This is a genomic window from Entomomonas sp. E7T21 (genome assembly GCF_058693955.1).
Genome location: NZ_CP191672.1, coordinates 2,586,052 through 2,608,810 on the forward strand (window position 1 = coordinate 2,586,052; position 22,759 = coordinate 2,608,810).

The 22,759-nt window shown below is 35.7% G+C and carries 22 protein-coding genes; 6 read left to right on the plus strand and 16 right to left on the minus strand.

What is annotated here, in order from left to right:
* Nucleotides 1-4: 4 nt before the first annotated feature.
* The 3 genes from ACQVD9_RS12215 to ACQVD9_RS12225 form a co-directional block, all read right to left on the minus strand.
* Nucleotides 5-1,618 carry an inactive transglutaminase family protein gene (locus ACQVD9_RS12215; protein ID WP_264746225.1) on the minus strand — a complete coding sequence of 538 codons (1,614 nt, stop codon included), beginning with the start codon at nt 1,616-1,618 and terminating at the stop codon, nt 5-7.
* 38 nt (nt 1,619-1,656) lie between these two features.
* Complete coding sequence (locus ACQVD9_RS12220; protein WP_264746226.1) at nt 1,657-2,220, minus strand: ATP-dependent zinc protease family protein; 564 nt, start codon at nt 2,218-2,220, stop codon at nt 1,657-1,659.
* A 126-nt stretch (nt 2,221-2,346) separates the two neighbouring features.
* A complete protein-coding gene (locus tag ACQVD9_RS12225) occupies nt 2,347-4,170 on the minus strand; it encodes an AmpG family muropeptide MFS transporter (RefSeq protein ID WP_264746227.1) in 1,824 nt (607 codons plus the stop codon).
* 302 nt (nt 4,171-4,472) lie between these two features.
* On the opposite strand from ACQVD9_RS12225, the gene ACQVD9_RS12230 reads away from it, so the two are divergent.
* Nucleotides 4,473-5,492: a DUF481 domain-containing protein gene (locus ACQVD9_RS12230; protein ID WP_264746228.1), complete on the plus strand. Its 1,020-nt coding sequence runs from the start codon at nt 4,473-4,475 to the stop codon at nt 5,490-5,492.
* A 48-nt stretch (nt 5,493-5,540) separates the two neighbouring features.
* Here the strand turns inward: ACQVD9_RS12230 and ACQVD9_RS12235 are convergent, their stop codons facing one another.
* The 6 genes from ACQVD9_RS12235 to dapA form a co-directional block, all read right to left on the minus strand.
* Complete coding sequence (locus tag ACQVD9_RS12235; protein ID WP_264746229.1) at nt 5,541-6,257, minus strand: 5'-methylthioadenosine/adenosylhomocysteine nucleosidase; 717 nt, start codon at nt 6,255-6,257, stop codon at nt 5,541-5,543.
* A gap of 19 nt (nt 6,258-6,276) precedes the next feature.
* Nucleotides 6,277-7,197: a recombination-associated protein RdgC gene (gene rdgC / locus ACQVD9_RS12240; RefSeq protein WP_264746230.1), complete on the minus strand. Its 921-nt coding sequence runs from the start codon at nt 7,195-7,197 to the stop codon at nt 6,277-6,279.
* A gap of 79 nt (nt 7,198-7,276) precedes the next feature.
* A complete protein-coding gene (gene proC, locus ACQVD9_RS12245; protein ID WP_264746231.1) occupies nt 7,277-8,089 on the minus strand; it encodes a pyrroline-5-carboxylate reductase in 813 nt (270 codons plus the stop codon).
* Between the two features lie 193 nt (nt 8,090-8,282).
* Nucleotides 8,283-8,993 carry a phosphoribosylaminoimidazolesuccinocarboxamide synthase gene (purC, locus tag ACQVD9_RS12250; protein ID WP_264746232.1) on the minus strand — a complete coding sequence of 237 codons (711 nt, stop codon included), beginning with the start codon at nt 8,991-8,993 and terminating at the stop codon, nt 8,283-8,285.
* A gap of 35 nt (nt 8,994-9,028) precedes the next feature.
* Entirely contained in the window at nt 9,029-10,159 is a 1,131-nt protein-coding gene (bamC, locus tag ACQVD9_RS12255; protein WP_264746233.1) for an NlpB/DapX family lipoprotein, read from the minus strand.
* A 90-nt stretch (nt 10,160-10,249) separates the two neighbouring features.
* Nucleotides 10,250-11,131, minus strand: coding sequence for a 4-hydroxy-tetrahydrodipicolinate synthase (gene dapA / locus ACQVD9_RS12260; RefSeq protein WP_264746234.1), 882 nt, complete (start codon nt 11,129-11,131; stop codon nt 10,250-10,252).
* A 400-nt stretch (nt 11,132-11,531) separates the two neighbouring features.
* Here dapA and cspD point away from each other — a divergent pair, with 400 nt between their 5' ends.
* Nucleotides 11,532-11,771, plus strand: coding sequence for a cold shock domain-containing protein CspD (cspD, locus tag ACQVD9_RS12265; RefSeq protein ID WP_264746235.1), 240 nt, complete (start codon nt 11,532-11,534; stop codon nt 11,769-11,771).
* A 148-nt stretch (nt 11,772-11,919) separates the two neighbouring features.
* The gene (locus ACQVD9_RS12270) at nt 11,920-12,750 is read left to right on the plus strand and encodes an aminoglycoside phosphotransferase family protein (protein WP_264746236.1); all 831 of its coding nucleotides are present in this window, start codon (nt 11,920-11,922) and stop codon (nt 12,748-12,750) included.
* A 229-nt stretch (nt 12,751-12,979) separates the two neighbouring features.
* Here the strand turns inward: ACQVD9_RS12270 and ACQVD9_RS12275 are convergent, their stop codons facing one another.
* Nucleotides 12,980-13,798: a DUF1266 domain-containing protein gene (locus ACQVD9_RS12275; RefSeq protein WP_264746237.1), complete on the minus strand. Its 819-nt coding sequence runs from the start codon at nt 13,796-13,798 to the stop codon at nt 12,980-12,982.
* A gap of 393 nt (nt 13,799-14,191) precedes the next feature.
* Here ACQVD9_RS12275 and ACQVD9_RS12280 point away from each other — a divergent pair, with 393 nt between their 5' ends.
* The gene (locus tag ACQVD9_RS12280) at nt 14,192-14,362 is read left to right on the plus strand and encodes a hypothetical protein (RefSeq protein WP_264746238.1); all 171 of its coding nucleotides are present in this window, start codon (nt 14,192-14,194) and stop codon (nt 14,360-14,362) included.
* Between the two features lie 65 nt (nt 14,363-14,427).
* On the opposite strand, the gene gabT is transcribed toward ACQVD9_RS12280, so the two are convergent.
* Together gabT and gabD are read right to left on the minus strand one after the other, a co-directional pair.
* Nucleotides 14,428-15,825 (minus strand): 4-aminobutyrate--2-oxoglutarate transaminase, encoded by a 1,398-nt coding sequence (gabT, locus tag ACQVD9_RS12285; RefSeq protein WP_264746239.1) that lies wholly within the window; start codon nt 15,823-15,825, stop codon nt 14,428-14,430.
* 109 nt (nt 15,826-15,934) lie between these two features.
* Nucleotides 15,935-17,377, minus strand: a complete 1,443-nt coding sequence (gabD, locus tag ACQVD9_RS12290; RefSeq protein WP_264746240.1) for an NADP-dependent succinate-semialdehyde dehydrogenase — start codon at nt 17,375-17,377, stop codon at nt 15,935-15,937.
* A gap of 328 nt (nt 17,378-17,705) precedes the next feature.
* On the opposite strand from gabD, the gene hemA reads away from it, so the two are divergent.
* The gene (hemA, locus tag ACQVD9_RS12295) at nt 17,706-18,914 is read left to right on the plus strand and encodes a 5-aminolevulinate synthase (protein ID WP_264746241.1); all 1,209 of its coding nucleotides are present in this window, start codon (nt 17,706-17,708) and stop codon (nt 18,912-18,914) included.
* A gap of 43 nt (nt 18,915-18,957) precedes the next feature.
* On the opposite strand, the gene ACQVD9_RS12300 is transcribed toward hemA, so the two are convergent.
* The 3 genes from ACQVD9_RS12300 to ACQVD9_RS12310 all read right to left on the minus strand — a co-directional run bounded on the left by ACQVD9_RS12300 (nt 18,958) and on the right by ACQVD9_RS12310 (nt 21,306).
* Nucleotides 18,958-19,479, minus strand: a complete 522-nt coding sequence (locus ACQVD9_RS12300) for a YcxB family protein (protein ID WP_264746242.1) — start codon at nt 19,477-19,479, stop codon at nt 18,958-18,960.
* Between the two features lie 46 nt (nt 19,480-19,525).
* Nucleotides 19,526-20,011: a DUF3465 domain-containing protein gene (locus ACQVD9_RS12305; protein WP_264746243.1), complete on the minus strand. Its 486-nt coding sequence runs from the start codon at nt 20,009-20,011 to the stop codon at nt 19,526-19,528.
* A 71-nt stretch (nt 20,012-20,082) separates the two neighbouring features.
* Nucleotides 20,083-21,306 carry a 2-octaprenyl-3-methyl-6-methoxy-1,4-benzoquinol hydroxylase gene (locus ACQVD9_RS12310; RefSeq protein WP_492089045.1) on the minus strand — a complete coding sequence of 408 codons (1,224 nt, stop codon included), beginning with the start codon at nt 21,304-21,306 and terminating at the stop codon, nt 20,083-20,085.
* A 258-nt stretch (nt 21,307-21,564) separates the two neighbouring features.
* Here ACQVD9_RS12310 and ACQVD9_RS12315 point away from each other — a divergent pair, with 258 nt between their 5' ends.
* Nucleotides 21,565-21,888, plus strand: a complete 324-nt coding sequence (locus ACQVD9_RS12315; RefSeq protein ID WP_264746245.1) for a DMT family transporter — start codon at nt 21,565-21,567, stop codon at nt 21,886-21,888.
* Between the two features lie 31 nt (nt 21,889-21,919).
* Here the strand turns inward: ACQVD9_RS12315 and ACQVD9_RS12320 are convergent, their stop codons facing one another.
* Nucleotides 21,920-22,696 carry an FCD domain-containing protein gene (locus ACQVD9_RS12320; RefSeq protein WP_264746246.1) on the minus strand — a complete coding sequence of 259 codons (777 nt, stop codon included), beginning with the start codon at nt 22,694-22,696 and terminating at the stop codon, nt 21,920-21,922.
* Nucleotides 22,697-22,759 lie beyond the last annotated feature (63 nt).

The following is a 22,759-nucleotide window of genomic DNA, read 5'->3' on the forward strand; positions in this document are numbered from 1 at the left end:
GTGCCTAACCCTCTTTTAACAGAGCTTTAAAACGACGTAACTCAGTTAGGCGATAACCACGATAGCGTCCCATAGCGAGCATAAAACCAACTAATATTAATAAAATACCAGGGAATGTAAACACGAAATAAACTAAGGCTGGTATCTTCATTACTAAATAAGCTAATGAAGCGGCACAAAGTGTACCTATACCTACTTTAAAAGCATTAGTCCCTCCACGCTCTTCCCATGTAATAGAAAGTCGCTCAATGGTCATGGTTAAAATTACCATTGGGAATAAAGTAACAGATAATCCCTGCTCCAAGCCTAGCTTATGACTAAATAGACTAATAGCAGCAATTAATACCACAACAAAAGTTAATACTACAGACAACCTAGGCAACATTTGTAACTTTAGATGCTCCAGATAAGAACGCACAGATAAGCCAAGTGTTACAATAATCGTAAATAAACAGATACCAAAACCTAGACCCGTTTCCCTAAATGCTAATGCAATTAATACGGGAGTAAAGGTTCCTAATGTTTGTAAACCGATAATATTTCGTAAAACAAGAATAACTAAAACCCCTATTGGGATCATAATCATCACATTATAAGTTTCTTGGACTTGAATAGGCAGACTGTATAGCGAGTAAGTAATAAAGCTACTCGCATCTTTTTGTCCAGCCATTTGAGAAATAATACCTTTAGCCGCTAACTCAGAGTTATCAATGCTAAAGGTTACCTTTGCTTGATTACCATTATCAACACTTAATAATTCGTCATCGCCCACCCACCAAATTATACGATCATCTGGTAAGCCTGTTTTACCTGTTTCTGGATTAAAATAAACCCATGTTCCTGGATTATTTGTAGCCGTTGTCGTTTTATTGGTATTTTTATCACTATTTGATTTAACAACGGTAGGTGCAATATAACTCCTAATCCAAAGTTCAGGCTTTTGATTTGTCCCTCTTATCAAGCGAACTGTATGAACACGCTGAATAGGAATATGTGCTTGTGATAACAATAATTCTAATACATTAACTTTATTATCTATTGTCTTATCATTATTCAATAATAAACTAACATTATCATTCTTTACATCATTTACAGCTTTAATAGCTGCTGTAATAAATGTTGCTGTATCTAACGACTTTTGACGAATATTATCAATTAATGTTTTAGTAGCAACTTGTTGTTGCTCTGTTAATGGAATACTTTCACGCCAAGTTTTGCCCTTAATCTGTTTAGGTGTGCTTAAACTATCGCGCTGAGTTAACGCTAAACGATAATAAAGCGTTTGCAAGCCTGATTCTCGACGTGACGACAACGTCAATAATTGATTACCATGAGCATCTTCTTCGATACTACTACCATAATCTTTTGCCAATAAACTATCAGTTGATTTAATGTATCTAAGATAGCCATTTTGCTCTGAAGGCACAAAAAATTGTACACGTACAGGTTTAGAACCTCGCACGTAAAAATCAATTTTGGCATCAATTGTCCAATAATTGCCTCGTTCATCCTCTTGCACAGGAATTTTTAGTACAAATACTTGATAAGCTATAGAAAATAGACCAATGCCTACTAATATAGCAATAAGAATTTTTAAATGTAATGTCAGTGCGCGCATATTATTTCCATTAACAAAACTGTTCTTTTCTAATTTTTCTATTTAACTGCACAAGTAGCTTTTAACTGATATTTTAGGCTTGGATCAACCACAGCTTTAAATTCTCTCAATGCTTTTGCACCAATTAATAAAGGATAACTAAAAGAACTACGGTCAGTTAAATTAACATTAATAGTTTTTAGCTGATCACCAATACACACTTTCATTTCAACTTCTGGACGATAAGTGTAGTTTGGATCCTCGTCATCTGAATCATCATCAGCATCTGTTTCTACATCACTAATATCTGCTGCACGACGTTTAATTTTACCCACACGTACTAATGGAAGCTCTACAGAGCTAAATTTTTGCCCTTTTACCTGTGGCGTAAAACGCACCCACTCTTCACCATTTTTTTTAAACATTTTAATATTGGTAGCACTTAATGAAGCAGTCATAGCGCCTGTATCAATCTTAGCAGAAATTAAAGCACCATCAAGATCCATCATTTTAATCTTTTCATAACGACCATAAACCGGCTTATTAGTTGCTTTCTCAGCAGCAAAGCCCGCTATCGAGAAAATAGTTAAACAACACAATAAAACGGCTTTTCTTAATTGCATAGGCATAAATATCCACACTTTAATTGAGTAATTCAAAAACAAAAAAGAGGCTATTAACCTCTAACAAAAAATAATTCCCACTATTTTAACATGTTTATTTGGGAATTTAACTTAGCAATTATGCTACTAATTATTAATACCCTGTTTCCCTTGCTTCAACCATGCCCAACCAATAAACAATAAAGTAGGCAATCCTGACAACACACAAATCCAAAAAAACTTTTGATAATCATAGTCATAATAGGTAAGAATTCTGCCTGAATAACCACCCATAAATTTAGGTAATAGCAACATAACAGAACTTAACATAGCATATTGTGTTGCTGAGAATTTAATATTAGTTAATCCTGCCAAGTAAGCTAGTAACGCTGACACTGCAATACCTGCACTTAAACTATCAAAAATAACAATACTGATTAAAGTCCATATATGCGGATCAAAATTTATTACTTGCTCCCAAATACTGGGAAGTGGTTGTATAGCGCCATAAAATGCAACACTATTATGAACCAAAAAATAACCATAATCACCAGCAGTCAATACAGCAATACTTCCCTGATCATTGATCAACAAAATATAAAGTAGATTAGTAAAAGCACAAGCCACACCACCAAAAAATAGTACTGGCATAATCCTAAATTTATTAATTAAAAAGACACTAAAGCCAGCACCAATAATGGTTAATACAATACCAAACCCTTTAACAACAATAGCAATGATATTTTGACTAAAGCCATGTTTTAATAAAAAAACATCGATCATATTAAGTGGCATGGTATCAGCCAATTTATAAGTAGAAACTATGGCTAGTATCAATAAAGCCTGCCAACGATAGCGCTGAATAAACTCAACCATTGGCGTCAAAATAGGAGCCATTAAGAATCTGCCTGGCGCTGTAATACAACCAAAGAAAATTAACAGATACAGTGTTCCCCTTGGCCATGCTCCTTGTATATAAGCTTTACTAGATGCATAAATTGTAACCAACACAATAAGCATTACAATAATAGAAATACTTTGATGAACAAAATCAAAATTAGGAATTTCTTTAGCTCGTGCAGTTAATTTCAAATGATGGCGCATTCTTCTTAATAAAATACGCACAGGTAAAATTTGTGACTTTCCCCAAGGCGATAAACCTGTTATCAAAATCAACGCATAAAGCAATGCTCTTGGCCATGCTTTATCCATAATAGCAGTGATCATCACAGGAAGTGATACTACTAAAAACAATACTAAAACAACAGCAAATAATTGGCGGCCAAAGCTAAACTCTGCCTCAGCAATTTCCTCTTGCTTGATATGAATATTTGGCTCTGCACTAAATAATGTTACCAACATGGCAGGAATCATTAATACTGCAAAAACCATATAAGTTATTTGCCAAGCAGTATAATAATAACGTTGCTCAGAAGTACCTAAATAAGTAGCTAATAGTAAAGAACCTGCTCCTGCAATCAATAATGCCGTTCTAAAGCCTATAATATAAAGTGCCGCTAACTTTGCTTGCTGGCTCTGATCCGCTATTTCTAAACGGTATGCATCTAATGCTATATCCTGTGTAGCTGAAAAAAAGGCCACTAAACAGGCAAAAATAATAAAAAGTCTTAGATAGTCCTGCGGATCTGTTAAAGCAACACACACCAATCCTGTAAAAATACAGATTTGTGCAAATAATAACCATGAACGACGACGGCCTAACCTTCCCAACCAAGGTAAGCGCCATTGGTCCAACATAGGAGCCCAAACCCATTTAAGTGCATAAATAAGGCCTATCCAACCTAAATAACCAATTGTTTCAAAAGAAGCACCCGCCCCTAGCAACCAAATCCCCAAAGTAGAAGATATTAATAAACTAGGTATACCTGCTGAAAACCCCAACACCAAAATAACTAAATGAGGATGAAGTTTTAAAGCACTTACAGAATGCTTTACTGTATTAGTTCTCATTAAAACTCACTAACGGCTATTCCTTATCATAGCAATCTATTCATCATCCATTGAATTAAATTATCTATTTCCACAAATCGCTTTACCTTATCACATTCACTAAGGATTTCTCTAGTTTATATTATACGTTAACTTTTAATTTTTATATTATGTAACGTAATATACCATTTAAATATTGACAAATTAAGCTATAGCATCTACTTTCCTTAGCTATTGGCAAATTATTAAAAGATTTATTACATTTTAATCTTTAAATTTTCCTCACCTTATCTATTAATTATTCTCTATTAAAAAACATTATTATGTTAGTACGCTTACTTACTTTCTTACTTCTTGCTTTTTTATCACTCTCCTCATTAGCAGACACTGTTTGGATGAAAAATGGTGACCGTTTAACAGGTACTATTTCTCTCTTGAATGACAGTAAACTAGTCTTAGACACAGACTATGCTGGTTCAGTCACTATTTCTTGGAATAAAGTTTCCACAATTGAGACTTCCAGTCCATTATTAGTCAAACTCAAAAAAGATAAACAAGAAAAAGCCAAAATAATTAAACCCGCGGAAGAAGGTAAATTACAGCTAGTAAATGGTACTGAACCACAAGAAGTCGCATTACAAGATATTAAACAGATCATTAAACCCAAAAAACTTGGTGTAGAAATTGATGACCTTATTTGGTCTGGTAAAGTTAACATAGCGCTTGACAGCAAAAAAGCTGAGAAAGATACAACAACTTTCGATATCGATTTTCAAACAAAGCTAGAACACAGCAATTGGCGTCATATTCTTAATGGTGAATATAACCGTAAAAGTAGTGATGGTAATGTATCCACCAACAACTATGCATTAGATTACACACTCGACCACTTTATTACTAAACAATGGTTCTGGCAAACTAATGCTGGCTTTAAGCTTGACCATATAGAAGATTTACGCAAACAATACACACTAGGTACTGGTCCTGGTTATCAATTTTGGGATGACAGCTTAGGTGCTTTCTCAATGTCGTCATTAATTAATGTATCACGTTATGAATACCAAGACACTTCTAGCAAAAATTTTGGTTCTTATGGTATCCGTTGGGATTATAATCGCTACTTATTGGGTAAGAACTTTGAACTATTCACTACAGGTAATGCAACACGTCCTTTTGATACTAGTGTTGCTAAATACACCTTAGATACAGATATAGGAATACGTTATAAACTTACCGATTGGGCCTCTTTAAACTTCAAAGTAAACCGTAATATCATCAATGGTGCAAGTGATTCCAGTATTAACGAAACACGCTATATTTTTGGCTTTGGTATCAACTGGTAACTTTTACTTAGGTTGGGAAATTATCCCAACCTAGCTAATCTTTCTATATCAATTAAGCTGCTTTACTATATTAACCACTATCTCTGCTGAATTTCTAGCCGCCACTTGTAAGAAACTAAAGAAGTCAATCTTATTATCAGGCTGATCCACCACATCTGAAATAGCCCTAATTACCACAAAAGGACAACCATACAAATAACAAGTATGCCCAACGGCAGCAGCTTCCATATCAGCAGCAATCATTGTTGGAAAGCGACTACGTGCCAACTCAACCACTGCTTTATCTGACATAAAACAATCACCTGTACAAATTAATCCTGTCATGGAATTATGGTTTGAGTGTTGCTGAACTGCTTGTTGAGCTATTTCTATAAGCTGTTTACTAGCCTCAAAGGCTGCTGGCATATTAGGAATTTGTCCATATTCACAACCTACGAGGGTAACATCTACATCGTGATAGCATACTTCAGAAGAAATAACCACATCACCAACTTTTAATTTTGGATCAAAACCACCCGCTGAACCAATATTAATAACAAATTTAGGTGAGAAATGTTCTAACACATAGGCAGTTGATACAGCAGCACCTACTTTACCAATACCAGACTGGAATACTACTACCTCTTTATCTGCTAGTTTACCTGAATAATAAACACTGCTTAATTTTTCATATAAAGCAGGTTCTGTTAAATAAGCAACTAAGGCCTCTACCTCTTCTGCCATAGCACCTATAATGGCAATATCTACTGGTTTTTTATCAGACATTTCTCTACCTATTCAATGGTTAAATACCTTGTGGTAACTCTTCACCACCTAATGCTTCCAAAAGTGCAGGAACAAATTCAGTAAACGTTAGCATCATTAATATAAAGGTTGCATCAAACTGGCTAGCGGCATCATCACCACCTTCTTTATCAGCTTCCTCTAATAATAAATCTTCAAACTTAATGCGCTTAATAGCAAACTTATCATCCAAAATAAATGATAATTTATCTTGCCATGTTAATGCTAATTGAGTCACTACTTTGCCCGACTTCAAATGAATTTGAATCTCTTCACTGGTTAAGTCTTGACGTTTACAGCGAATAATTCCACCATCCTCATGAGTATCACGCAACTCACAATCCTCTAACACTTGGAAACCTTGCGCTGACTTTTGTGTCTTAATCCAATCTGTTAACGTAGCGCTAGGAGCAACTTTTACAGTAACAGGCCTAACGGGTAAAGAACCTAACGCCTCACGTAAAGTAGATAGTAACTCTTCTGCTTTACTGGTACTGGTGCTATCTACTAAGATTAACCCTAACTTAGGCGCAATAGCTGCATAAATTACTTTTTTACGACTAAAAGCACGAGGTAATAAATCCTGTACTATTTCATCTTTTAACTGATCTTTTTCTTTTTTGTAAACCTTACGAGCGTCTCTAGCCTCTATCTCATCTACTTTTTCTTGCAATGCTTCTTTAATCACACTAGCGGGTAAAATACGTTCCTCTTTACGTGCTGCAATTAAATAAAAATCTTGGCTTACATGAGTTAAAGGTGCATCTTCACCTTTACCAAAAGGAGCAATAAAACCGAAGGTCGATAACTCTTGAAAAGTACAAGGCTTAGCCAACTTAGTTTGTAACGCTTTAGTTAACTCTTCTTCAGTTAACGGAATTTGTTGGGTTAAACGATAGACTAATAAATTACGAAACCACATAAATAACAACTCTTTTTCAATGTATCAAAACAAACAGGCTAGTCAATAAACTAGCCTGCATAACAATTATCAATAATAATTAATCTTTCTTACTCATTACTGCAGATTTAGCCATAGCGGCCATAGTTCCATCAATTACTGCTGATCTAAAACCTTTTCTTTCTAATTCACAGACAGCCTCAATAGTAGTACCGCCAGGTGAACAGATCATATCTTTTAAAGCACCTGGACTGATACCTGTTTCCAATACCATTTTAGCAGAACCTAACACCGACTGGGCAGCAAAGGTATAAGCCTGTTCACGAGGCATTCCGCCTTGTACTGCCGCATCAGCCAATGCCTCAATAAACATAAACACATAAGCAGGCGAAGAACCACTTACCCCTACTACAGCATGAATTAAATCTTCTACTACAACCTCAGCTTTACCAAAGCTATTGAAAATCTCTTTAACTAACACCAAATCTTCTTCTGTTAACAACTCATTAGCTGTTATAGAGCTCATGCCCTCACCTACCAATGAAGGTAAATTAGGCATTATTCTCACTAACTTTTGTTTAGAACCGATTGCCTTTTCTAAACTTGCTAAAGTGACACCTGCTGCTACTGAAATAATGATTGCATCTTTCTTTAGAAAAGGCGCTGCTTCAGCCAATACTTCAGCCACCACTTTAGGCTTTACTGCAACTACTACAATATCACTGACTTTGGTAAGCTCTTCAATACTACTAGTTGCATTAATAGCAAACTTTTCAACCAACTCTTGTGTTCTTTTAGGATGATGATTGATTGCATAAATGTGATTAGCGGCTAATACTTTACTTTGTACTAACCCACCAATAATGGCACCACCCATATTACCAGTGCCAATAAAACCAATCTTTTTATTCATGCCTTATCTCCAATACACCTTATTCAACACAGTATTTTAAACTAACTATACCATAAACAGTAGTTATCCTTTCGCCTGTAATAGATAGATTATTTAGCAGAATATGTATTTAAACTTAGCCATAATAGACCAAACTTTATTTTACTGAAAAAGAAAAGGGCTATTAAATAGCCCTTTTAATTTATAAAAATAACTAGAGAGGAACACCTAAACGATTAGCAACCTCAATATAACCCTCTACTACACCACCTAAACCTTGGCGGAAACGATCTTTATCTAATTTTTTAAGTGTCTCTTTATCCCATAATCTAGCGCCATCTGGACTAAACTCATCACCCAAAACAATTTCACCATGGAATAAACCAAACTCTAATTTAAAATCAACCAGCAATAAGCCTGCTTTATCAAATAATTTAGTTAATACTTCATTTACCTGATAAGTTAATTCACGCATACGAGCTAACTGTTCAGCTTTAGCCCAACCAAAAGTAATAGCTACACTTTCGTTGATAATGGGATCATGTAACTTATCATTCTTTAAAAATAATTCAAACACTGGCGGTTTAAGAGCAATTCCCTCTTCCACACCTAAACGACGTACTAAACTACCTGCTGCATAGTTGCGAATTACACACTCTACAGGAATCATCTGTAATTTTTTTACTACAGATTCATTGGTTGATAATAACGTATCAAACTGCGTAGGAATCCCTGCTTCCTCTAACTTTTGCATGATAAAAGCATTAAAACGGTTATTTATTTCCCCTTTACGCTCTAACTGCTCAATCTTTTCCCCATCCATCATTGAAGTATCATTACGAAAGTAAAGAATCAAACGATCCTCATCACTTGTTGCGAATACTGACTTTGCTTTACCGCGGTAAAGTTCTTCACGCTTTTCCATCTATTTTCACTCTTTATTAAGGCTAATTTATATGCTTAATTCATATTATCTTTAAGTTGCTTAAGTATTGCTTCAGCTTTATCAGCAGCTGCTGGACTACTGTCCTTAGCATTCTGAACACTGACATTAATGGCATTATCCACCTTATCTACTTTAATAATATAACGCTCAGCCCTCGCATCGCGCTTAGCCTGTGAATTACCACCAAATAACCGACTAAAGAAGCCCACATCAGAACTACCATCAGCCTTCTCAGCCAAATTAACATAATAAGCACCCATACTACGATCCATATCATCAATTTTAATATTAGCCGTAGTAATAGCACGCTCTACCCGTGACCAAACTAAATCAAAATCACCATTCATAACTAGCACGGGCATATTCTGTGCATCTCTAGATAAAACAGCAGTTGTAGAAGCTACAGGTGTAGACTCTACCTGACTATCTGTTAGTAAAGATACTGTACTATCCATAGCTTGAGTGTTAGACATATTAGCCATTAACTCATCTAGTAATACTGATTCCACTGAAGCATTTTGTGATTTTGCAGGCCAAGCAGCGTCTGCTGTACTATCCTCTGCACGAACCATAACCAATGTATAAACTTCACTAGTATTAGAACTTACTCCAGGTTCAATTCTTACTCTTACCTTAAACTCTTCTTTAGTCAATGATGGATCTATAGCCAATAGACGATTAGATAACATACTGGTTAATGCACTAGGCTTTACCCAACTGGTTGTAAACTCACCTGTTGTTGGTCGAGTAACATCAATATGAAATCCTGCTTGTTGAAAATATTGAAAAGCTTGTCCATACACTTGCATGGTTGGTTGTTGTACAATAAACCATTGCACACCTTGACTACTTTGCAAGCTAAATGCTTTACTCTCATTAACTATTTGTAAAGGTACCGGACGAGGCACTTCAAAGTCTTTACCTGCTGTTGAATTAGGAATATTAGCAGGAATAGGATAGAGGGGATCTAATGGCTTAGTATTTTGTTGTAAATCGGCAGGAACTGTAATTAAAGGTGCCTGTTTAGCATCTAAATAATCATTAGAACGGTCTTTAAAATAACCTTTTTCTCCCCATAACCAACCACAACCACTTGTGGTTGAAATAACTACAGCGATTACTGATAATTTAGCCAATTGTCTCATGGCTTTAAACTCCTTAAACATTTCCTCGGCGTTATAGCTGAGACGCTGACGCTAGTTGCGCTATTCATCATAACAATGGCTAAATAATATTTATTCAAGAATAACTGCTTGGCGCATCGCGTGACGTACTTGCTCATGGTAACGTTCACTAAGTACAGTCAATGGTAAACGAATTCCTTCAGGAATTAACCCCATTTCATGCAGTGCCCATTTTACAGGAATTGGATTCGCTTCCACAAAAAGTGCTTTATTCAGCTCCGCCAATGAAGCATCAATTTCTTGCGCTTTTACAATATCACCTGCTAATGCAGCAATACATAGCTCGCTCATGGCACGCGGCGCCACATTGGCAGTAACTGAAATATTACCCTTACCACCAGCAACAATTAAATCAAGAGCAATAGCATCATCGCCAGAATAAACAGCAAAATCTTTACTTACTTGCTTTAAAAGGGCACGACCACGCTCAATATCACCAGTAGCATCTTTAATACCGACAATATTAGGTATTTGAGAAAGACGTACAACTGTTTCTGCTTGCATATCGCAAACAGTACGGCCTGGTACATTATAAAGAATTTGAGGAATATCCACTGCTTCTGCAATGGCTTTGAAATGCTGATAAAGCCCTTCTTGAGTAGGTTTATTATAGTAAGGAACCACTAATAGGCAAGCATCTGCGCCAACTTCTTTAGCTGCTTTAGTCCAAGCAATAGCTTCACGAGTAGAATTAGCACCAGTACCAGCAATCACTGGAATACGACCATTCACTCGCTTCACAACACGACGAATAACCTCTAAATGCTCAGAATCAAACTCTAAAGTTGGTGATTCACCTGAAGTTCCTACAGCAACAATTGCATGAGTACCTTCTTCTAAATGGAAATCGACTAAACGATTGAGACAATCCCAATCAATATTACCTGTACGATCCATAGGGGTAACGAGCGCAACAATACTACCTGTGATCATTTGACGGTTCCTAAAAAACTTATTTGAAAAGAATTATACTACTGTCTATCCAATATTTTGTACACAATTAATAATTGCTATTTTACGATATAACATGTCAATTGACCATGCTCACTACAATATTATGGTTTGTTAAATAATAGTTTTATGCCTAGAAGAATTTATCCATTATAAACTTTAGTATTATTTTCTAGTTTTTAAAAAACAATTATTATTTTTACGATTATGTAAATTTCTGTAATGAAATTTTGCACAAATCAATTAAACAAACAAATTAAATTTAACTATTTCATTATATAATAATAGACTGGCTAAATATAAAGCAAAGCCAGCAAATTGGGAGCTGTACTTTGTACAGTCTATTTATTATAAGGGTTCTCAAATCATAAGGAAGATGTATATGCTACGTGGCAAAGTTAAATGGTTCAATAACACCAAAGGTTATGGTTTCATTTCATCAGAGACACACAGCGAGGATTTATTTGTACACTATTCATCCATACAAATAGATGGCTATAAAACGCTTAAAGCAGGTCAAAACGTTCTTTTCGAAATAGAGCAAGGGAATAAAGGATTACATGCTAAAAATATAGTTCTTGAACAAGCCCAATTAACACCTGACTCCTTTAATAATCAATAAACCTCAGGGTATGGACTAACCATGTCCATACCTAAAAAAATTGCTTTAAATAACTCTTGATGTAATAACATTATTACTCACTCACCTAGCTAACTATCATAAACTTTGTTAAAGTGCTTGACTGTCACTGCTAACAGATTGGTCTATTATGCTTGAATATTATTTAAAGCGTTGGCAACTCTCTATTAATGGAGAAATCATTAATACCCCCTCCAGTCAAATAGTACCTGTTATCCAAACAAATGGTAATGAAGCTATACTCAAACTAGCCTCCTGTGAAGAGGAAAAAATAGGATATCTTGTGATGTGCTGGTGGGAGGGAGAAGGCGCAGCAAAAGTATTGGCTCATCACGATACAGCCCTACTTATGGAAAAAGCACGTGACCAACGCTCTTTGCTCACAATGGCACTTAATAATCAAGCAGATCAGGCAACAGCCATAATTTGTAATACCATAAAACAACTACATAGCCCTCGTTTGAAACAACCACCTACTAAGCTAATTTCGCTACAACAACACTTTTTATCTTTACAAAAGATCAATCAAGCATTACCTAATATTTTTGCTTTTTGCAAAAATATTGCTGATGACTTACTAGCCACAGAACAAGATATTGTTGTGTTACATGGTGATATTCATCATCGTAATATTCTAGATTTCGAGCGTGGTTGGCTAGCTATTGATCCTAAACGAGTCATCGGTGAAAGAGGATTTGATTATGCTAATTTACTTTGTAACCCTGACCTAAGCATTGCAAATAACCCAGCATATTTTTCTCGACAATTAAACAATATTATTGCTTTATCTGGCATTGAACGAACTCGACTAATCAAATGGATTATTGCTTTTGCAGGCTTATCAGCAGCTTGGTTTATTGAGGACGATCAAACACCAGAAGCAAAATTTGTATTGAGTATAGCTAAATTAGCTATTCAACAATTAAATCCAAAAATGATTAATAATATAGATGACTTTTAAAACCCACCAGTAACAGCGCCAAACAACATCTACAACACCGCCTACATCTTTTAGAACACTGTCTATCAGTTCATATACTTTGAACATATTGAATGTGAATATCTACGCGTGATTGAATAGCAAACGCTTGTTCATTACCATTTGCCACTTAAGCTGTTTTAAAGGCTTTCTCAACTAAATCTTAAATTGCAGAAATTTTTGGCTGACTTCTGGTCTAACGAACATACTGTTATTTAAATTTGACAGAGTGAACTAAGGTTCTAGGATCCTCTAAATATTGACAAGTTGTTCTAATCACTGTTTTTGCTTTACTTTCAGAATATTGCCATAAGAAAGTGCCCATTAAGTAAGCAAGCGCAGCTTCATTCCAACTATTATAAGCAGCCTGTACTTGTTTTTTAATAGCACCAGCATATTTAACAAACTCTGTACGGTCAATAAAATGAATCTGTGTAGCACAACGCGCTAAATTAACTAAACACACTGCATCCCAAGCAACCAAATCATTTACCTGATGATAGTCAGCCACACAGTCTAATTTTTTACGCCATTCATTAGCATTTTTTAGTAAAGCAAATAACTCTTCACTCTTTTTATTACCTGGTTTAGCCAATCGGTCTAACTCTAATTTTTCCCTAGCAACTTTACGTAAATCTTCTTTAGTTCTTGTTTGATACCAATCCACAGCCAATAACGGTGAGAATTTTGCAACAAATTTAACAGCAACATTAGCATTATCATGAAAATCAAAAAAACGACGTAGCATTTTTAAGCGAGATAAATAAAGATCTCTTTTTTCACCAATAGCCAATCGTAAAGCAGCATGCTCAAAAGCAGCTCTGTCATTAATTAACCAATGTTTACGTAATGATTCTCTGATTTCCTGATTAGTTCGTCCAGTTTCAATACTATTAACATAGTCTCCTGCTAGGCTAGAAAAAATTCCTCCTAAAGCAATTAACCATTTTTCATCCTCAGTTAAATCTGTTTGTTCTGTAAACTTCAGTACATGATTATCTGCTACTGTATAAAAATCTTTAGCTTCCACTAAACTATCCCCTACTTCACAAAGAAAGGATCAATTAAAAGGACATCATTTTAATCATGTTAAATAGCTTGATAAAAGTAGTTTTATTAAATTACTGTATCAAGAAATAACAAGACTTATCTTTAAAAACAATCACTTTAGAGCAAAGCAATCAATAAAGCCAGCGCCTATTCTGATTTTTAATAAAACTTACTTATTGATAATATTCAATTTATAAAACGAACTAACTCTAATCTTATCCAAATAAAGATAATCCCTTATGACTAATCAATAAGAATTTTTTTATTTTATAATCATTTCCATTATTATTTATTGACTAAGAATAAGCTAAAGCTCAGTATAACTATTTTCTAAAATATGTATTATCTTGTTCAGCTTACACAGTGTGCTTTTATGAAGAAAACAACTGACAATAACCTAGTTAATTTTAAACAAGAACGTAGTAAACGTATCCATGATATTCATGAGAAAAAGCTACAAGAAGTTCATAATGCTTTTGAAAAAGCATTTCCATTACCTAGTAGTAAAAAAGCTAATAAGAAGAAAAAAGGTAAGAAAAAATAATTTTATTTTATACATAAAAAACCCATCAAAATGATGGGTTTTTTATTACTAAGATATTAGATAAATTATTTTTTACCTTTATCTAACTCTGCAAAACACTCAGCAATAATATTTAAACCTTTATCTAAATCTGCATCAGAAATAGTTAAAGGTACTAAAATACGCATAATATTGTAGTAAGAACCACAGGAAAGTAATAATAAACCTTTCTCACGAGCACGCTCTACAATCTTAGCTACTAGCTCAGCATTTGGCTTATGGGTTTTCTTGTCCATTAACTCAAACGCTATCATTGCACCAGTAATACGAACTTCGGCAATGGTAGGATGTTTCTTCTGAATAGCAGTTAATGCTTTCTTAACTTTAGCACCTAACTTATTAGCACGATCTAGTAATTTCTCTTCTTTAAATACATCAATTACTGCCAATGCTGCTGCACAAGAAAGTGGGTTACCTGCATAAGTACCACCTAAACCACCTGGTGGGATAGAATCTACTAACTCAGCACGACCACAAACACCAGCTAATGGGAAACCACCAGCAATAGATTTAGCAAACGTAGTCAAATCTGGTACTACTCCCATTTGCTCCATTGCAAAGAACGTACCCGTACGGCCAGCACCTGTTTGTACTTCATCAGCAATCAATACAATACCATGTTTATCACAGATTTCACGTAGTCCTTTAAAGAACTCTTTTGGCGCTGCATAGAAACCGCCTTCACCTTGTACAGGTTCAAGAACAATTGCTGCAATATCACGTGGTTCCGCATCATTTTTAAAGATACGCTCAACACTTGCTAATGCATCCGCTACACTTACACCATGCAATTTACGTGGGAAGAGTGCACGATACACACCACCTGGCATTAAACCCATACCCGCGGCATAAGGAACTTTCTTACCAGTCATCGCAAGGGTATACATAGTACGGCCATGATAAGCAGCATCAAATACGATTACACCTTGACGACCAGTCGCCGCACGAGCAATCTTCACAGCATTTTCAACAGCTTCTGAACCAGTAGTTACAAGTAATGTTTTTTTAGGGAACTTACCAGGTACTAATTCATTAATTTTTTCACAAAGCTCAATATAAGGCTCATAAGCCACTACTTGGAAACAAGTATGAGTTACTTTAGTTAATTGCTCTTGAACAGCACTAACTACTTTAGGATGTAAGTGACCACTATTTAATACTGCAATACCACCAGCAAAGTCTAAATATTCTTTACCTTCAACATCCCATATTTTAGCATTCTCTGCACGCTCTACAGCCACTGGGTGAATCATGCTCACACCATTAGCTACTGCCGCTGCACGACGCTTAAATAATTTAGCGTTAGTTTGCTTTGCTTGTTTAACTGCTTTAGCAGCTGGTTTTACAGCTTTTGCTGGTTTCACTACTTTAGCTGTTGGTTTTGATTGTTTTACTGTTTTAGTTGATTTTACTTGTTTAGCCATAATGTCCTCTTGACTGTTCATCGATCCAGTCGGGTTAGGATACAACTTCAGAAGATGTCATTGGCAGCATACGATGATCGACTGCCAATGTTTCTGAAATCACCAATAATTAAATACTAATACATAAATATTTAATTTCTAAATAATCTTCAATTCCGTATTTAGAACCTTCACGGCCTAAACCAGAAGCTTTAACACCACCAAAGGGTGCCATTTCATTAGATAATAAACCAGTATTAATAGCTACCATACCATATTCTAACGCTTCAGAAACACGAATTACACGTGACATATCTTTAGCATAGAAGTAAGAAGCTAAACCAAACTCAGTATCATTAGCGTACTCAATCACTTCTTGTTCTGTTTTGAAGCGGAATACAGGTGCTAATGGACCAAAAGTTTCTTCTTTAGATACTTTGGCATCTTTAGGTACATCAGCTAAAATGGTAGGTTCAAAGAAATTACCACCCAGTGCTTTACCACCTGCAACCACTTTAGCCCCTTTGCTTACTGCATCTTCAATATGCTCTTGTACTTTTTCTACTGCTTTACCATCAATCATAGGACCCGTGGTAATGCCCGCTTCAGCCCCATTACCAATTTTCAACTTAGCAACGGCCGCTTTGAATTTCTCAATAAACGCATCGTAAATACTGTCTTGCACATATAAGCGGTTTGCACAAACACAAGTTTGGCCTGAATTACGGTATTTAGAAATCATCGCACCTTCAACAGCTGCATCTAAATCAGCATCATCAAATACGATAAAGGGAGCATTACCACCTAACTCTAAAGATACTTTCTTAATATCCTTCGCACATTCAGCCATTAAATCACGGCCAATCTCAGTAGAACCTGTGAAAGAAAGCTTACGAATAATTGGATTACTGGTTAATTCATTACCAATTTCACCTGCCGAACCCGTTACAACACTTAACACACCAGCAGGAACACCTGCACGCTCAGCAAGCTCAACCAAAGCCAATGCTGAATAAGGAGTAGCACTTGCAGGTTTAATAATCATCGTACAACCAGCTGCTAATGCAGGGCCAGCTTTACGTGTAATCATCGCATTAGGGAAATTCCAAGGTGTAATAGCCGCAGTCACACCAATAGGTTGTTTAATAACAACCACTCGTTTATCTGTCATATGACCAGGAATCACATCACCATAAACACGTTTAGCTTCTTCTGAAAACCAATCTAAATAAGAAGCACCATAAACAATTTCACCTTTAGCCTCTGCTAATGGTTTACCTTGCTCAGTGGTTAAGATTAAAGCTAAATCATCTTGATGTTGAATTAATAAATCGAACCAACGGCGAATAATAACTGAACGCTCCTTTGCTGTTTTAGCTCGCCATGCAGGCAAAGCTTTATTAGCAGCTTCAATGGCACGTTTAGTTTCAGCAGCACCCATTCTAGGTACTGTACCAATTACTTCACCTGTCGCTGGATTGGTTACTTCAATAGTTTTACCACTATCGGCATCTAACCATTTACCATCCACATAAGCTTGTTGGCGAAATAGACTGGTGTCTTTCAATTGCATATTATTCTCCATTATTGTTGTGTGTTAGTGATTATTGACACTAAGCGACTATAAGAGTTTATAAATAGATGTTAAAAATTATGAGCACTATCCTAGAACTTATAGCGGAAAAGAACAATACTTATCAAAAATATTTTCTACATTTTTAACGATATGACGGATTTTTTATTAAAAAAAATTTAGATTAGAGTATACTTAGCCAACTGAAAAGAACAGTAGTAAACAAATAACTATTGAATTGCGTTAACTATGTTTCTTAAAACTATAAACTAACTCAACGCAGTTTCTACTTTATTTATTTTAACAGCCAGCGATTAGTTACTAAGTAATGAACTACCAAGATTTCTTTAATACGGCATTAGATAAATTACATACAGAACGTCGTTATCGTGTTTTCACAGACATTGAACGCATTGTAGGCCAATTCCCTGTAGCCTTTTGGCATTCAGCAGAAGGAGCCCAACAAATTATCGTTTGGTGTTCTAATGATTACTTAGGCATGGGACATCACCCTGCTGTTATTGAAGCCATGTGTACTACAGCACAGCGTTATGGAACTGGCGCTGGTGGCACACGCAATATCTCTGGCAATAGTCATGCTATTGTAGAACTTGAACAAGAACTAGCCGACCTTCACCAAAAACAAGCTGCGTTAGTATTTACCTCTGGCTATGTTTCTAATCAAACAGGTATCTCGACCCTCGCTAAATTAATTCCTAACTGCTTAATTCTCTCTGACGCCTATAACCATAACTCAATGATTGAAGGCATTAAACAATCTCATTGTGATAAAGTTGTTTTTAAACATAATGACCTTAATCATTTAGAGCAATTATTAAAAGAAGCAGGTGATCGTCCCAAACTCATTGTATTTGAAAGTATCTACTCAATGGATGGTGATGTAGCACCTATCCATGCTATTTGTGATCTTGCTGAAAAATACCAAGCCATGACTTATATAGATGAAGTACACGCCATCGGCATGTATGGCAAACATGGTGGTGGTTATGCAGAACAAGTTGAAGCCATGCAACGTATTGATGTGATTGAAGCCACTTTAGGTAAGGCTTTTGGCGTAATGGGCGGCTACCTAGCTGCTAATGCTAATATTATTGACGCTATTCGTAGCTATGCACCGGGTTTTATCTTTTCTACTGCTATTCCACCTTCAGTAGCGGCTGCTGCAAAAGCTTCTGTACAACACCTAAAACAGTCGAATACTGAACGACAGTTACAACAACAGCAAGTTAGAAAAGCTAAACAAGCACTAGCAGAAGCTAAAATACCCCAATTGATTACCGATACCCATATTATTCCTGTGATGGTAGGTGATGCGGAAAAATGTAAAGCAGCCAGTCAACGTTTATTAGAAAAACATAATATCTATATTCAGCCTATTAATTATCCTACTGTACCAAAAGGTACTGAGCGGTTAAGAATAACCCCTACCCCGCTTCATACAGATCATCATATTCATCATCTAGTAGAAGCATTGGTAGAGGTTTGGCAAACATTAGGATTAAGGTTTACAGATTAAACTACGTAACTTCCAAACTACTACCATCTCAAGATGTAAGTGATTATTTGCTTGTAAGGTTTATATTCATACCTGCTTTAGCTGTATGTAAGAAGTTTTCCATTTCCTCAGTACTATCAAAATAGCGTTTAGCAATCAAATGAAATATTAAAGTATGCGAATAAAGCAATATATAGTCATCATTTTCAACCATATCCATCAAAACACTCCATGCTAATTTAGCATCTGTTTGGTCACTGGATATATAAAAATAAGATTCATCCCACTTTATCATATAGGGTATTGAAAGGATTTTGTTTTTACGAAATTGTTGACTAGCCGAAAAAGGAAAAACAATAAACCAACTAACAACAATAATAAACGGTATAAATAAAATTAACCCTAGTCCACCTACTATAAGCCCAACAGTAGGCGTTGTAAAAATGCCTAATATTAAGATAAACCCTAAAACCCCTCCACCTACCTCAAAAGCTAAAAACTTCCATTTATTAATTCGAAAGTTTCTTATCCAATTTAATCTATTTACTGCAAGTAAATCTTCCTTTGTTATCATCAAAGGTTTCATGGTATCTAAACTCCATTATATAAAAATCATTCCTAGTTCATCTAAGTTATTGATAACGTTTACCATGATAACGTAACCAGCCATCTGTGTGTCTACTACTAGGGTCTTTATGTGTCCAATGAATAACACCTCCTTTATTATTCCACACATATTCACCATAAAACTCTACTATATCTCCTACTTCAGGATTAGGAATACGTGGCGCTAAATCTATATTATGAGCAATTAATACTGTCTGATTATCATTCACTCTTAATAATAAGCGTTGGTGGCGACTACCCTCTAAGTCATCTTTTAATATTTTAACAATAGTCCCTTGCCCCTTAACTTGTAACTTACCAACCCGATCATTATAAGCAGCTAATAACTGAGGATTATTAGTAGCTGGATTATGATCTATTTGATGTTGATTAGCAGTTTGACTAGTTGATGGTTCTACAGTTGGAGTGGGCTGTTCAACATATAATTGCCATGCAAAAATAACGGCAAAAGTAATAACTAATGGCAATACCGTAAAAAAATTCTTTTTCATTAATAATGTTACTCATATATTTTTCAAGAAAAAGCCCCTATAGTAGGGGCTTACATATTATAAATAATCAGTTAAGCCATTGCCATTTTAGGTAAAGAACCCTCAATACCCAATGCTCTACGAATAAATAATGCTTTTGCTTCTGGTAATTGATTAACTACTTTTAATCCTGTATTACGAAGCCAACGTAAAGGTAATGGATCCGCTTGGAATAAACGTTCAAAGGTTTCCATCGCTGCCATCATACCTAAATTATGAGGCATTCTATTACGCTCAAAACGACCCAACACTTTTACACTACTAATATCTTCATTTTGTGCTACAGCTTCAAGCAACGTTTCAGCTAACGCTGCCGCATCCATAAAGCCTAAGTTAACACCCTGCCCTGCTAATGGATGTATTACATGAGCCGCATCGCCAATAACAGCTAAACCTTGTTGAATATAGCGTTTAGCATGACGTTGGCGAAGTGGTATACACATTCTAGGATCTGCATGTTCTACTTTCCCTAATTTATACTCAAAGGTTTCAGAGAGTTTTTTACAAAATGCCTCATCATCCAAAGCCATTATTTGTTCAGCAGTGGTAGGTGGTAAAGACCAAACAATTGAACACCAATGTTCATCACCCTCTAATGATAAAGGTAAGAAAGCTAACGGGCCTTCATCTGTAAAACGTTGCCATGCTGTTTGTTGATGAGTTTTTTCACAACGCACACTGGTAACAACTGCTTGATGAAAATAATCCCACTCACGTGTTTTTACATCGGCTAACTGTCTTACTTTAGAGCGTGCACCATCTGCGCCCACAACTAGTTTAGCTTGAATCTGTAGGTAATCTTTTAAAACAATACTCCAACCTTCTGCTGTACGCTCTAAACTTTCCAACTCAACTTCAGGTAATAATGTAATGGTTTCATTTGCTTCTTCTAATTTTTCTAATAGAGCATCTTGAATTGCCCTATTTTCAATAATATGGCCTAATATTGGCTGATGTACAGAAGCTGCATCAAACTCTATATGACCAGTGCCTGAACCATCCCATACATACATTTGGCTATAAGGAGATAAGCGTCTTGCAAGCACACCGTTCCAAGCATTCACATGTTGCAATACTCGTTGACTAGCAATGGAAATCGCACTTACCCTCGGTTCAAAAGGTGTTTCAACGGTAAACTCTTTATAAGTAGTTGTATTACTCTCTAACACAACAATACTTAATCCAGAATCTTTTAATGCTAAAGCCAGCGTACTGCCAACCATACCTGCACCGACAATAACGATATCTGCTTGCATTATCATTCCTCTAACCTAAAAAAATTGCCAATATCATACTATAATTTCAAATAATGATGATGAGAATAATACAATAAGCTGTTTACAATCAAAAAATATTAACCCATTTTTATAACAACAAATCGGTGACTAAAACCTATTAAAGGCTATCCTACAGTGTTCAATCTTTATGTTATAATGACTGACAGAAAGGACGACCTTTCTCTTTTCGCAATAACTTCAGGACGACCTGACCCTATCTAATAGAGAGTATTATATATGGCATGGTTTGCTTTATTAGCCGCTGGCCTACTTGAAGTTGTTTGGTCATATTTCATGAAAGTCTCTGATGGCTTTAGAAACCTTACCCCTTCCATTATTACTATTGTTGCTATGATTGCTAGCTTTGTATTATTAGCTTATGCAATGCGTAGTTTGCCATTAGGTACAGCCTATGTAATATGGACAGGTATTGGTGCAGTAGGTGCATTTATAGTAGGTATTATGTTCTTAAATGAACAAATAAGTGCTTTACGTATCTTAGCAGCAATACTTATTATCTCAGGTATGGTATTAATGAAAATAACTGCCCATACTTCTTAAAGTATACATAACAGGGGCTAAACAGCCCCTATTATTGCTTCTGGCTAAGCCGTTCCCTTCTTGCTGACTGAGCCATACGCTTTTGCTCTTGTGCCATTTCATCCCAGACTGTACGAACATAATCAATATGTGTACTTGCTGCTAATTTGGCTTGCTCAGGGTCACCATTTTTTATAGCTTCATACAATGCTCTATGTTGTTCCATTAAACTATCACGTGCTTCTGTACTATAGGCATGTAAGCCAAAAATACTGGTGATAATATTTTGTTTTACTAAATCACAGAGCATTCTCATAATTTGCAGTAATACCATATTATGGCTTGTTTCAGCAATTACTAAATGAAAATTAGCATCTGCTTCTGCTTCCTGCTGTTGTGTGCTATTTTTATCTAAATAACGTTTTTCAATAGACTCAAAAGCCTTTTTTAAACGTTCTAAATCTAAGGCTGTAGCACGTTGCGCTGCATAATAAGCGCTGGAAGCTTCTAAGGTATGACGAAACTCCAATAAATCTCGTTGTGCATCAGGGTATTCTTCATATAAATTTAAGATAGGGTCTTTAAATAATTGACCTACACCTTCTGCCACATAGTTACCACCACCTTGCTTACTGGTAATGAGCCCTTTTGCTGCTAACTTTTTTAACGCTTCTCTTAAAGAAGGTCTAGAAACACCAAATTGCTCAGCCAACTTACGTTCAGCAGGTAAACGTGTACCCGTTGCAAATATACCTTCTAAAATCATTTGTTCTAAACGTTCAACAATGTCATCAGATATTTTTCTATTTTTTACCAATTGTTGGGCCATTAATGTCTCTTTCTTGTCTATCAAGCAACTTATCCGAATAATTCTAACTTATTACTTCAAACT